Source organism: Pseudomonas sp. DCB_BI (assembly GCF_026240995.1).
In the GTDB taxonomy this organism is placed as follows: domain Bacteria; phylum Pseudomonadota; class Gammaproteobacteria; order Pseudomonadales; family Pseudomonadaceae; genus Aquipseudomonas.
Map to the genome: position 1 here is coordinate 1 of NZ_JAPFCG010000002.1, position 12,619 is coordinate 12,619.

Genomic DNA, 12,619 nt, shown 5'->3' on the forward strand with positions numbered 1-12,619 from the left:
GATAATCTTTTTGACTATCAGTCCGTACTCACAAGCACCCACACGAATTGCTTGATTCGATTTGTTAAAGAGCGTTTGGTTAAGAGCTTTTCGTCTCAACCGAGGCGCGCATTCTACGCTTTCCTCATTTGCTGTCAAGCGTTTATTTTGAAGTTTTTTACCACCGCTTTCTTCCGAAAGCTAACAACTTCAACAACTTACCGCTTGCCTCGAAGCGTTCAACGCTGCGAGGAGGCGAATAATACGCGCTTTGAAATCAGAGTCAACACCCTGTTCTAAAAAAGTTTTCGACAGCGTTTCGCTTCCCCCTCCGCAACTAATGAAAGCGCCGCGGATCAGTAGATAAACAATCCTACGGAGCGTAGCGGCCATGAGCGATGCGCAGAGCGAGAAGACCCCCGGCTTGTCGGCGGATGAAGAGCAGGAAGTCAGCCACAATCAGCCGCCGCGGGCGGCAGTGCTGCACGAGATCATCCGCTATCAGGGCGATCAGGAGCTTGAACGTACCCTCGCCGCGCTGTGGTGGTCAGCACTGGCCGCCGGTTTGTCCATGGGGCTGTCACTCATGGCCATGGGGCTTTTCTACGCGCGCCTGCCGGAAGGCGACGGTGCCCAGGTGGTTGCCAGCATCGGCTACAGTGCGGGCTTTCTCGCGGTGATTCTGGCCCGCCAGCAACTGTTCACCGAAAACACCCTCACTGCCGTACTGCCGGTCATGACCAGCCCTACCCTGGCCAACTTCGGGCGCCTGCTGCGGTTGTGGAGCGTGGTGCTGTTCGGCAACCTGGCCGGTACCCTGCTGGTGGCCTGGGTAATGCTGGAATTGCCGATCTTCGACAGCAAGACCGATGTGGCCTTCCTGGAGGTCGGCCGGAAGGTCATGAAGAATGACATCAGCCAGATGTTCGCAAAAGGCATCGTGTCGGGCTGGATGATTGCCACCATGGTCTGGATGATCCCGTCCATGGAACACGCCAAGATCTGGATCATCCTGATGATCACCTACCTGATGGCCCTCGGCGATTTCACTCATATAGTAGTGGGCTCGGTGGAAGTGTCCTATCTGGTCTGGGCAGGCGATGAAACCTGGCGCAGCTTCTGGCTGGAATTTGCCCTGCCGACACTGGCGGGCAACATCATCGGCGGCAGCTTTATCTTCGGCTTGATCAGCCATGCACAAGTACGCAGTGACAGTGGCAAGCCGCCCTCGCGGCTATTAAAGGACGACCAGGCCCCGCCCAGACAAAGAACCAACGACAGTGAATGATGCTCAGCGCGCCGCTATCGTTCGCTCACGCCCTTGGCCGCGCTGACGCACAGGCCGCGGCTGCCACCAGTTCTGCCCGGCATGGGGCGAGTCGAGACTGACCCGCTCCCCCATCTGCGGCGTGCTCAGGCGCACCTGGGCCTGGGTGGCCAGGGCCAGAATGCGCTCGAAGGGCTCCTGCCAGCCGTGGATGGACAGGTCGAAGGTGCCATTGTGAATCGGCAGCATCCAGCGCCCACGCAAGTCCAGGTGAGCCTGCAGGCTCTGCTCCGGCTGCATGTGCACGTCAGGCCAGGCAGCGTTGTAGGCACCGGTCTCGATCAGGGTCAGGTCAAATGGGCCGAAGCGTTCGCCTATGTGCTTGAAGCCATCGAAATAGCCAGTATCGCCACTGAAGAACACCCGCAGCCCCTCGTCGAGGATCACCCATGACGCCCATAGCGTGCGGTTGCTGTCCAGCAAGCCACGCCCGGAAAAATGCTGTGCCGGGGTAGCGACGAAGCGCACGCCCTCCACGTCGCTCTCTTGCCACCAGTCCAGTTGACGTACCTTTGCCGGCTCTACACCCCAACGTGTCAGCAGGTCGCCTACCCCCAGCGGCGCCAGGAAAACGCCAGTGCGCGACGCCAACTGACGTATCGCCTGCTCGTCCAGATGGTCGAAGTGATCGTGCGACAACACCACCGCCGCCAGCGGCGGCAACTGGTCCAGCCCCAGCGGTGGCGCATGAAAGCGTTGCGGGCCAGCCCACTGCACCGGAGAGGCGCGCTCGGCGAACACCGGGTCGGTGATGAAGAAGCGCCCGCGCAACTTCAACAATACTGTGGAGTGCCCCAAACGCCACAAGCTGTGATCGGGTGCGTCGAGCAGTTGCTGACGGGTCATCGGTTGCACGCTGATCGGGGTGGCCGGGCGGGTTTCCGGCGGCTTGCGCAGAAACAGGTATTTGAGCCCGATGCGCAGCTTCTTCAACACGCCATCCTGGGGCAGCAACGTCTGGTTGTGAAAACGCCCGTCCCGCTGTGGCGCCGGCTCGCCGGCGGCATTGGTCAAAGGAACCATCAGCAACACTCCGAGCATCAGAAAAGCCTTCATGTTACCCCACAGTGACCGGATCAACCGTGAATTGGCTTGCAAGGTCATTTTTCGTCGATGAAACACTGTTCAACAATATTCATGCAAGTTATGCGATAAACGGTACCCGGCAGAAGAATACGACCATGATGGACAACCGCAGCGGCAAAGGCCTTTCATTCGTCAAGCGCATCTACTTGCCCCGCATCATCGGCCTGGGCATCGGCATGTTCAGTGTCATGGCGGCCATTGCCCCACTGGCGCCCCCCATCTGGGCGTGGCTACTGCTGCTGTTCAATGGGCTTTTGTGGCCACACATTGCCTTTCTCTGGGCTACCCGCTCGGCAACGCCGTACCAGGCAGAACAGCGCAACCTGCTGCTGGACTCGCTGATGGGCGGATTCTGGACAGCCGCCATGCACTTCAACCCGCTACCCAGCGTTACCGTGCTGTCGATGATGACCATGAACAACGTCGCCGCAGGCGGCAAGCGCATGGTCTTTCGCGGAGTGTTGGCGCAGCTGGCCGGCATGCTGGTCGCCATCGTGCTGCTAGGCCCCGGCCTGCAACTTGCTGCCACACCGCTGCAGGTGTATGCCTGCCTGCCCATGCTGACGCTGTACCCGCTGGCCCTTGGCTGGGTGTGCTACCAGCTGGCGATCAAGCTGGGCGATCACAAACGCCGGTTAAGTGCCCTGAGCCTCACCGACAGCCTGACCGGGCTGCTCAACCACGGGGCCTGGAAAGACCTGCTGCTGCTGAAGTTCCAGGCATGTAGACAGCAGCAGGGCCACGCGGTGATTGCCCTGATCGACATCGACCATTTCAAGACCATCAACGACACCTATGGCCACGTAGTCGGTGACTGTGTCCTACGCCAGCTCAGCAGCGAACTGCGGCGCAGCCTGCGCGAGGCCGACCAGGCCGGGCGTTATGGTGGCGACGAGTTCTGCGTGATTCTGCCCGATACCAGCGAAGCCCAGGCCTGCCAAGCCATGGAACGCCTACGCGAACGGGTTTCGAGCTACCGCAACCCACAAATGCCGCATCTGCGCATCAGCCTGAGTATCGGCCTGTCACCATTCGAAGCCGGGTTGCAATCCCCCGAGCATTGGCTGGAGCAAGCGGACAAGGCGCTATACACCGCCAAGCACGCCGGCCGCGATCAGGTCAATTTCGCCCGCGGTGAAGCTGCCACGCTCAGGCTGGCCTATCCTGATTGAACCTACTGCCTGACTGCCTGGCGGGAGGTTGCCTGAAGGAGCCGCTCGCGCATGGCCAGGACCGCCAAGCTTCCAACCGCCAGCCCCACACCCAGATTTCAGGTACGCCACCTCATTGTGGGGTTCAGTGCTGTGTTCGGCCTGGCCTGCCTGACCATACTCGGCGCCCTGTTCAACATCGCCAGCACCCTTGACCAGCAGGAGCGCCAGCGCAGTACCTTTCAGGCTACCCAAGCCCTGGAACAACGGCTGCTCGCCTCGCGGCAGTTCCTGTCCAGTTATGCGGTGTGGGACGCAGCCTTCGAACATTTGGCTGGCCAGGCCGACTGGAAATGGGCCTATGACGAGAAAAACGTCGGCGAGTCGCTCTACAGCGCCAGTGGCTATGAAGGGGTGTTCGTGGTGGAGGATTCCCGCACGACCTACGCCCTGTTCAAAGGCCAACCCAGCCAGGCGGCGGCGAACACCTACATCGATGCAGCCCTGCAGCCGATCATCGATCAGGCCCGTACAGCTGCGATATCACGCGAGCAGGTCACCCATTTCGTCCTGTTCAATGGCTGGCCGGCCGTGCTCAGCGCAGCAGCCGTACGCCCTGACCGGGAGGTGACTGACAGCGAAGTGCGCCAGGCGCCGGTGATGCTGTTCGTCGACCAGCTCACCGAGGACAAGCTGGCACGCCTGAGCAGTGGCGCCGGCCTGACCGGTATGCACGTGGAAAAGGATGATAGGGGTGAACACGGGCATCAGCGCATCGACCTGGGCGACACCGGCTATCATTTGTCCTGGAGCAGCCCGCTGCCGGGCCGCCAGTTGCTGCATGCCGTATTGCCGCCGCTACTGAGTGCACTGCTGATCCTCGGCCTGATCATGCTGTACCTGTTTCGCCATGCCCTGCGCAGCTCGCGAGCGGTTGGCCTCACGCTTTCGCACCTGCAACAGAGCAACCAGGCCCTGGAGGCCAGCGAGCAACGCTTTCGTGCAGTGGCCGAGTCGGCTTCGGACTGGATATGGGAGACCGACCGGCAACAACGCCTGACCTACCTGTCGCAGCGCTTTGCCAACGTCACTGGCTACCCGGTCGACAACTGGCTGGGGCACCCGCTCAACCAGCTGCTGGCTTGCGATACCACACCCCTCTCACCGTGGCTGGATGCCTTGGCCAGCGCCGACCCGCAGCAGCTGGCCAACTTGCGCTGCACCTACCGCGACCAGAATGGCCAGAACCGCTACTGCCGGATCTCCGCCCGCGCCATCTGGCGCCACGACAAGCCCATAGGTTTTCGCGGTACCGCCAGTGACATCACCGACGAAGTCGATGCCCACGCACGCATCCAGCATCTGTCGCTGCACGACCCCTTGACCGGGCTGGCCAACCGCAACAAGCTCGCCAGGCACCTGGAGCAGGCGCTGCTGCGAGGCAGCGACTCGCCGCCACTGAGCTTGCTACTGCTGGACCTGGACAACTTCAAGCCGATCAACGACTCACTGGGCCATGCCGCCGGGGATGCCGTGCTGCAGGAAGTGGCAACGCGCCTGCGCGACACCACACGCGAAGGTGACTTGGTCGCGCGCCTGGGCGGCGACGAGTTCATCCTGGTGCTGGGTGGCATGGACAACCGCAGCGAAATCGACCGCTTCTGTGCGCGCCTGATCGGCCTGCTGCAGCAGCCTGTCGTCTTCGACGGCCAGCCCCTGCACGTCGGCGCCAGCATTGGCGTCGCCCAGACGCGTACCCAGGGCTTCGATGCTGGCGAACTGATCCGCTGCGCCGACATTGCGTTGTACCAGGCCAAGGCCGATGGCAAGAATACCTGGCGCTACTTCGCCGCCGAAATGAACCAGCAGATCCAGTACCGCCGCCAGCTGGAGAACGACCTGCGCCGGGCCCTGCGCAATCAGGAGTTCGAACTGCACTACCAGCCGCGCTACCGCCTGAGTGACCTGCGTATCGTCGCTGTCGAAGCCTTGCTGCGCTGGCAGCACCCGCAAGAAGGCTTGCTGGGCCCGGATACCTTCATCCCGCTGGCCGAGCAGAGCGACATCATTGTCGCGCTGGGCCGCTGGGTGCTGCGAGAGGCCTGCCGGACCGCCCATGACTGGCCCGCCGACATTCTGGTGTCGGTGAACCTGTCGCCTGCGCAGTTCCTGCGCAGCGACGTGGTAGCGGATGTGCGCGAAATACTGCTGGACACGGCGTTCCCGGCCCAGCGCCTGGAACTGGAAATTACCGAGAACGTGATGCTCAACGACATCGAAGGCGCGCTGGGTACCATGCTGTCGCTCAAGGAACTGGGCGTGCGACTGAACATGGACGACTTCGGCACCGGTTATTCATCGCTGGGCTACCTGCGCACTTACCCCTTCGACAGCATCAAGATCGACAAGCGTTTCATCAGCGGCCTCAACAACAACGGCGGCAGCGACCGCGCCGTGGTCCAGGCCATCATCAACCTGGGTGAGGCGATGGGCCTGACCGTGACGGCCGAAGGCGTAGAAAGCGAACAACAGCTCAAGGCGCTAGAGAAGGATCGCTGCCATGAGGTGCAGGGCTATTACCTGAGCCGGCCGCTGGACAGTGCGGGGGTGGTGGCGTTGTTGCAGGACCCCGCCCGAAGCAGCGCGCGCCCTCTGTAGGTACGGGCTGGCCCGCAAGCCATCACGCCACTTGGATTGTTCGCGGTCAGACCCGCCCCAACAGGCCCTCAGCCAGCCTCAGCCAGGCTGCTGAAGCCTGCGCTCGGCCACGATCTCCGGCAGGTCACGGCGACGCAAGTAGGCACGCAGCGGCTCGCCGATATTCAGGCGGTCATCCACATGCTGCTCCAGCAACAACGCCAGCCGTTCGCGGCACAGCGCCATTCGCGCACCTTGCCCGGGCCGCCAGACAAATTCGCTACAAGGGGTGATGCTGGTGTCGGCCACATCCATGCCGAACGAATCCTCTGAAAAGCGCACGATATGCACGCCGCGCTTGCCGTGAAAACCGACAAAACCCTTGAGCTGGTTGGCGGCGTTGCAGATGTCCTGGGAAGTGATGGCCATGACGTAACCTCGCAATGAATTCGGAAGATACGCACGCCGGGCGGTAACGGTTGCCTCTGCCGGGCAACTCGCAACGGCCAGCCTAATGCAAGTGGTCAACCACGCGCCATGACTTGGCTCAATTGCACGCCGCTGCATCGACCTGGCTACGCAGCACCTCGGCCAACCACTGCATGAACGCCTGCACCCGGCGTGGCACATGCCGCTGCCGGGCATACAGCAGCGATACCGGCATGGCCGGCGCCTGCCAGTCTTCCAGCACAGAAACCAACTCGCCGCGCTGAAGGTGCCCGGCCACCCCCACCGCCGGGGCCTGGATCAGCCCCAGCCCCGCCAGGCATGCCGCCGAGTAGGCTTCGGCGTTGTTGACCGTGACCACGCCGGCCATGGCCTGGTACCGCACCTCACCCCCCAGCAGGTACTCGAACCCGGCACTGCGCGCACCCAGCGTGCGCACGTAATGCACCAGTTGGTGCCCTGCCAGGTCCTGCAAGGCATGGGGTATCCCATAGCGGGCCAGATAGCCAGGGCTTGCACAGTTGAGCATGCTCAGTTGCCCGACCGGGCGTGCCACCACATCCAGGTCATACAAGGCGCCGATGCGCATGACACAGTCGAAACCTTCGCGCAGCAGGTCGACCTGGCGGTCGGTGCAACTGAGTTCCACTTCCAGCCGTGGAAAGCGCTGCAGAAACTGCGGGAGCATCGGAATGATCACCCGTCGCGCCATCATGGTCGGCAGGTCGATACGCAGGCGCCCGGCCAGTTCAGCATCGTCGGCACTGAACAGGCTCTCGATCTCGTCCATGCCAGACAACAGGTCCTTGCTCCGCTCGTACAACAAGGCGCCATCCTGGGTCGCTTGCACACGGCGGGTGGTGCGGTTGAACAACCGCGTACCCAACAGGCGTTCCAGCGCCCTCACCTGCTCCGACACCGTTGAACGTGGCAGCCCCAGGCTCTCGGCGGCCAGGGTAAAACTGCTGACCTCACTGACTCGCACAAAGGTGCGCAACAACTCCAGCTTGTTCACTGACGGCCTCGACTATCCGGTTTTAACGAACAGTATTTCCATATTTACCGGATTTAACAGCACCGGCACGACCAATAACCTGTGCTGACTCCCCAACACGAGGCTTTCACCATGACTCGCAAAATTGCCCTGATCACTGGCGCCAGCCGCGGCCTTGGCCGCAACGCAGCCGAACACCTGGCTGCACGCGGTATCGATGTCGTGGGTACCTACCATAGCAAGGCGGACGAAGCGCAGCGCGTGGCGACCCGGCTGGAGCAGGCCGGGGTCAAGGCAGCCATGTTGCAACTGGACGTCAGCGACAGCAGCAGTTTTGCCAGCTTCGCCGAGCGCCTGGGCAGCACCCTGCAGCAGCACTTTGGGCGCGAGCGCTTTGACTTTCTGGTGAACAATGCCGGGATCGGGCTGAACGTGCCATATGTTGAAACCAGCGAAGCGCAGTTCGACCAGTTGCTGAACATTCAGCTGAAAGGGCCGTTCTTCCTCACACAGCGCCTGCTGCCGCTGTTGGTGGACAATGGCCGCATCGTCAACATCTCCACGGGTCTGGCGCGCTTTGCCCTGCCGGGCTACGCCGCCTATGCGGCGATGAAGGGTGCGATGGAGGTGCTGACCCGTTACCAGGCCAAGGAGCTGGGGCCACGCGGCATTCGGGTGAACATTCTGGCACCCGGAGCGATCGAGACCGATTTTGGGGGTGGCGTGGTGCGGGATAACCAGCAGGTGAATGATTACATCGCCGGCAATACCGCGCTGGGCCGGGTAGGTTTGCCAGATGATATAGGGGCAGCAATTGCGTTGTTGCTGGAAGACGGTAACGGCTGGATTACCGGGCAGCGGCTGGAGGTTTCAGGCGGCATGTTCCTCTAACTTCGAAAGGGTGGGGCCGCGTTGCGGCCCCAGGGCCCTCACTGCCGATCCGCATCCTCATGCACCTGCACGCTCGCGGTCATGCCGGCACTCAGGACTACGCCTTCCGGCACTTGGTCCAAGCGAATCCTCACCGGTATGCGCTGTGCCAGTCGCACCCAATTGAAGGTCGGCTCCACTTCCGGCAGCAACTGGCTGTCGGGGTTGCTGTTGCGGTCGGTGATGCCGCGACTGATGCTTTCCACATGCCCCTGCATCGGTTCGCCCGCACCCATCAGCCAGACTTTCACCGTGTCGCCTACGCGGATGCGCGGCAACTTGGTTTCTTCGAAGTAGGCCTGGATATAGAAGGTTGAATCATCCACCAAGGCCATCACCGACTCCCCAGTGTTGACGTAGTTGCCTTCGGCCAGGCGCAGGTTGGTGATGTGCCCACTGCGTGGAGCACGCACCTCGCTACGCGCCAGGTTGATTTTCGCCACCTGCAGCTGCGCCTCGGCCTCATGCAGCTCACCCCGGGCAATCGCAGCATTGATTTGGGCATTTTCACGCAGCTCGGCACTGATCGCCTCCGGCCCAAGGGCGGTACGCCTGGCCGCTTCACGCTCACGCAAGCGCAGTTGCTGCGCCCGTGTTTCGGTCACCGCGCGGGCCTGGTCGAATGCTGCCTGGAAGCGCTCGCGGTCGATGCTCATCAACAGGTCGCCCGCCTTGACCTGCTGGTTGTCGTGCACTTTGAGCTCGCGCACCCACCCGGACACGTCAGGGGCGATCACCACCACATCGGCGCGCACGCGGGCATCGCGTGTCCAGGGGGTAAGCATGTAGTACTGCCACAGCTGATAGCCGGCCAACACGGCCAGGGCCACCACGCACAGGGTTACCAGAGTACGTACGGCCGCACGCATCGAAACACTCCTTTATAAAGCTCCCAGCAGGCGTACCACCAGGAACAACACACAAACGAACAGCGCCGCATCGAACAGCGCTTCATGCCAGATCCACCGCCCCAGCGGCGTGGCCTGGACCAGCAAGCGCAGCAGGCCGGTCAGCGCTAGCGCCAGTAACACATAAAGTAGAAACGGGCTGAGCAGCACGCCGCCCACTGCCCACTCACGCAACCCCATGGGCTTCCTCCTGCCAGCGGCACCATTTGCCCCAGCTTTTCTGCAATTGCAGCACCGCACCCTCTGCCAAACGCAGCGGGTCGCTGGCAGGCAAGCGGCGCAAGGCGGCAATGAACTGTTCACTGGCACTGTCAAGGCGCTGCCCACGGCCGGCCGCCGGCCCTTTGGCCAGTACCGCTTCCACCTGTTGCAAGTACTCACGTTCGGCTTGCCCCAAGGGGGCCTGGGCGACCGCCAGACACATGCGCAGGTGGACCAGTTCGTCGCCGATATCCAGCCCATGCAGGCCATCATCCCAGCGCTTGCGTTCGCCTTGCGGTAATTCACTGGCATGTCGCGCCAGTTGCATCAGGCGGTCGGCCATACGCCCGCCAAACCAGGTATCGGCCCCGCGCAGGTCACGCCGGGTCAGGCGCACCAGATCGCTCTGGGTGGCGGCACGCAGGCGTCGGCCCAGCCAGGCCGGGTGGCGGAACACCAACAAACGGAAGGCCATGACCGCCGCCGACACGCCTACCAACATGGCCAGTGCGCTGTTCAGCATGGTCGCCACGCCGAACTGCATGGCGTTCAGTGGCGACACCAGCACGATGAAATGCAGGCAATAGGAGGTCGCAGTGGCACCGGTACGCGGGTGGGCCATGCCCAAGGCGCCGAAAAACAGCGGCACCCCCATGCCTAGGCAGAGCATGGCGAAGCTGCTCCATTGCGGCAGCAGAATCTGCCCGACCAGAAACGCCGCGGGAATCGCCAGAAAGATCCCGCGCAAGAAACTAAGGCCAATCTGCGCGCCGTTCTCCCGGCTGGCGAACAAGCTGCAGACCACGCAGGTCAGCACCAGGCCACCCGGTGCAGAAGGCCAGGCGGTGGCCAGCCAGAAACCACTCATCACCAGAAAAGCCAGCGCACTCCGCGAACCGAACAGCAACGCCAATGACCAGTCACGGTGCACCGCCAGGCCCTGGGCTACATCCTTCGGCGCCCTGCCCGCTTCGACATCCTCCAGCGCCTGGCCGGCGGCCATGGCGTAGTCCAGCAGCAAGGCCATGCGCGCCAGGCAGAAGTGTTCGGCCGAACTGATCCGCTCATCGTGAGCGGCATCCCAGATGCGCTGGCGCAGCAACAACAGGCTGGGCTGATCGGGGTTGCCCAGCGACGTACGCACTTGCTGCAACCAAGGCGCAAGGTGCTCGGCCTCGCGCTCATCCAGCTGCCGCCATTGGCGGCGCACCGACCTGGAAATACGCAACAGCACCATCAGTTTCTGGCTCAGGCCGCGAATGCCGCGCGCACGCTGGCGACCGCGACTGCCTTCGAACCAGGCATGTTCGCGCTGGCTGTCGATAGCAACGATACGTCCCAGGCTCTCCAGCAAGCCCTTGCGCGCCTCGTCTTCGCCGCCCAGCATGGCACTGGCGGCCTGCAGGCCGTTCTGCCAGGCCTGCCGCGCCTGCCCACCCAGTTGCTGTTCGACCCGCATCGGCCAGAGCAAGGCACTGCTGGCCGTGGCGCAGAAAATTCCCAGGCAGATCTCGGTGCAACGGGCTACGGCCTGGTCGAATACCTGGAGCGGGTGGTCGATTGCCGGCAACGCGATGATCGCCGCGGTATAGCCGGCCAGTACGAAGGCGTATGCCCAGGCGCTGCGCAACTGGGTGGACGCGGCGGTGCACAGCGCCAGCCACAAGGCCAGAGTGAGCAGGAACAGCCAAGGGGTCTGGGCGAACAGGCCGATGAACAGCACCGACATGGCGGTGCCGACCAAGGTGCCGGCCAACCGCGCCAGGCCCTTTTGAACCACCATGCCAGATAGAGGCTGGGCGACGATGAAGGCGGTCATCAAAGCCCACGACGGTTGTTCCAGGCCCCAGCGCATCGCCAGCCAGAGCGCCAGGCCGCCACCAAGCAGGGTCTTGATGGCGAACTTGAGGGCGAGGCTGCTGGGGGCGAACAGGGCCTGGAAGGTGATGGGCACTCGGCGGACCTTGCGGGGAATGATCTTACTGAAAAGATAGACAATGGTGAGCAGGATAAAGCGTAAATGAATAATTAGCTAGCTAATCATCTTTATTCAAGCGCAAGCATCACAGGAATCTGAGGCAAAAAAAATGGGCGACCGAAGTCGCCCTAAATGCCTTGCGTGCTCGTATACCCAGAAGGTCAGCGCGGCTTGCGCTTGTTCGAGTCCTTCCAGATGAAAATGCCCAGACCGGCAAAGAAAGCGACCATCAGGCCGACCGTTACCACACCGGCGATAACCACATTGTCGAAGAACATGTTGGCCTCCCCATTCGTTTGCCGTTGTCCGATGGGAGCAAGTTAACCAATGCGGCGAGTGGGGAAATTGATCGAGGTCAATGGTGCCCGGGACCGGGCACGCGAGGCGGGTGCAGGGTTGACTTGCGTCAAGTTTCAGCGCTTTTTCGGCTTGCCCTTGGGTTTCTTTTTCTTGCTGGCGCCCAACGGCAGGGCCTGTTCGAATGCATTGCGCATTTCGTTCAGGCGCTTTTCCTTCAGGTCATGGACGCGCTTGGCGCGTTCGGCATCGAAATCGATGAGGTTGTCTTGGCTCATGGGTGGGCTCGACGATCAACTGAGGCTTGCATGATGAAGCCAGGCGCCGGCGCTGACCAGCCCCTCGTCAGACTTCGATGTCCACCAGCAGCCCCTGGCGTACATTCTCGCCCATCAAAGGGGCCACCGGCACGGTGTTGTCGGCGTTGACCTCGTCACCGGGCACGGGTTGGTAGCGCCCTTGGTCACCCTGTTGTCGGCGTTGCTGCTGGCGCCGCTGCTCATCGCGCAGTAGCAATGCCTGCTCCTGCGGGTCGCGCTGCTGCTTGAGGTCAATGGCACTTTCGCCTGACGCAGGCTGCGTCGGCACCACCGGTTTGATGTCGGGGGTTGGCTTGACCGGGTCCTGTTGCGAGGTCACCGGAGCGGCACTGAGCGGAATGAGCGGCGGCAGCATGGACGTTCT

The 12,619-nt window shown here is 62.4% G+C and carries 13 protein-coding genes; 4 read left to right on the forward strand and 9 right to left on the reverse strand.

Annotation, left to right across the window (positions count from 1 at the left end; all coding sequences use genetic code 11):
* Positions 1 to 370: 370 nt before the first annotated feature.
* Positions 371 to 1,267 carry a formate/nitrite transporter family protein gene (locus OO258_RS02330; protein WP_266028726.1) on the forward strand — a complete coding sequence of 299 codons (897 nt, stop codon included), beginning with the start codon at positions 371 to 373 and terminating at the stop codon, positions 1,265 to 1,267.
* 3 nt (positions 1,268 to 1,270) lie between these two features.
* On the opposite strand, the gene OO258_RS02335 is transcribed toward OO258_RS02330, so the two are convergent.
* On the reverse strand, positions 1,271 to 2,362 hold the full coding sequence (locus tag OO258_RS02335) for an MBL fold metallo-hydrolase (protein ID WP_266028727.1): 1,092 nt from the start codon (positions 2,360 to 2,362) through the stop codon (positions 1,271 to 1,273).
* A 128-nt stretch (positions 2,363 to 2,490) separates the two neighbouring features.
* Between OO258_RS02335 and OO258_RS02340 the strand changes: the two genes are divergently transcribed.
* On the forward strand, positions 2,491 to 3,564 hold the full coding sequence (locus OO258_RS02340; RefSeq protein ID WP_266028937.1) for a diguanylate cyclase: 1,074 nt from the start codon (positions 2,491 to 2,493) through the stop codon (positions 3,562 to 3,564).
* A 51-nt stretch (positions 3,565 to 3,615) separates the two neighbouring features.
* Entirely contained in the window at positions 3,616 to 6,201 is a 2,586-nt protein-coding gene (locus tag OO258_RS02345; protein ID WP_266028728.1) for an EAL domain-containing protein, read from the forward strand.
* Between the two features lie 78 nt (positions 6,202 to 6,279).
* On the opposite strand, the gene OO258_RS02350 is transcribed toward OO258_RS02345, so the two are convergent.
* Positions 6,280 to 6,609 (reverse strand): DUF2025 family protein, encoded by a 330-nt coding sequence (locus OO258_RS02350; RefSeq protein WP_266028729.1) that lies wholly within the window; start codon positions 6,607 to 6,609, stop codon positions 6,280 to 6,282.
* A gap of 118 nt (positions 6,610 to 6,727) precedes the next feature.
* Positions 6,728 to 7,642, reverse strand: a complete 915-nt coding sequence (locus OO258_RS02355) for a LysR family transcriptional regulator (protein WP_266028731.1) — start codon at positions 7,640 to 7,642, stop codon at positions 6,728 to 6,730.
* Between the two features lie 111 nt (positions 7,643 to 7,753).
* Here OO258_RS02355 and OO258_RS02360 point away from each other — a divergent pair, with 111 nt between their 5' ends.
* A complete protein-coding gene (locus OO258_RS02360; protein WP_266028732.1) occupies positions 7,754 to 8,512 on the forward strand; it encodes an SDR family NAD(P)-dependent oxidoreductase in 759 nt (252 codons plus the stop codon).
* Between the two features lie 38 nt (positions 8,513 to 8,550).
* Here OO258_RS02360 and OO258_RS02365 read toward each other — a convergent pair whose 3' ends face one another.
* The 6 genes from OO258_RS02365 to OO258_RS02385 form a co-directional block, all read right to left on the reverse strand.
* A complete protein-coding gene (locus tag OO258_RS02365) occupies positions 8,551 to 9,420 on the reverse strand; it encodes an HlyD family secretion protein (protein ID WP_266028733.1) in 870 nt (289 codons plus the stop codon).
* A gap of 12 nt (positions 9,421 to 9,432) precedes the next feature.
* Positions 9,433 to 9,639: a DUF1656 domain-containing protein gene (locus OO258_RS02370; protein WP_110742876.1), complete on the reverse strand. Its 207-nt coding sequence runs from the start codon at positions 9,637 to 9,639 to the stop codon at positions 9,433 to 9,435.
* Positions 9,626 to 11,614 (reverse strand): FUSC family protein, encoded by a 1,989-nt coding sequence (locus OO258_RS02375; protein ID WP_266028734.1) that lies wholly within the window; start codon positions 11,612 to 11,614, stop codon positions 9,626 to 9,628. The genes OO258_RS02370 and OO258_RS02375 overlap by 14 nt, the downstream gene beginning before the upstream one ends.
* 185 nt (positions 11,615 to 11,799) lie before the next feature.
* Positions 11,800 to 11,916, reverse strand: a complete 117-nt coding sequence (gene ccoM / locus OO258_RS27455) for a cytochrome c oxidase subunit CcoM (RefSeq protein WP_003254862.1) — start codon at positions 11,914 to 11,916, stop codon at positions 11,800 to 11,802.
* 135 nt (positions 11,917 to 12,051) lie between these two features.
* Positions 12,052 to 12,213 (reverse strand): hypothetical protein, encoded by a 162-nt coding sequence (locus OO258_RS02380; protein ID WP_177410696.1) that lies wholly within the window; start codon positions 12,211 to 12,213, stop codon positions 12,052 to 12,054.
* A gap of 67 nt (positions 12,214 to 12,280) precedes the next feature.
* Positions 12,281 to 12,610 (reverse strand): aspartate-semialdehyde dehydrogenase, encoded by a 330-nt coding sequence (locus OO258_RS02385; RefSeq protein WP_266028735.1) that lies wholly within the window; start codon positions 12,608 to 12,610, stop codon positions 12,281 to 12,283.
* Positions 12,611 to 12,619: the final 9 nt, after the last annotated feature.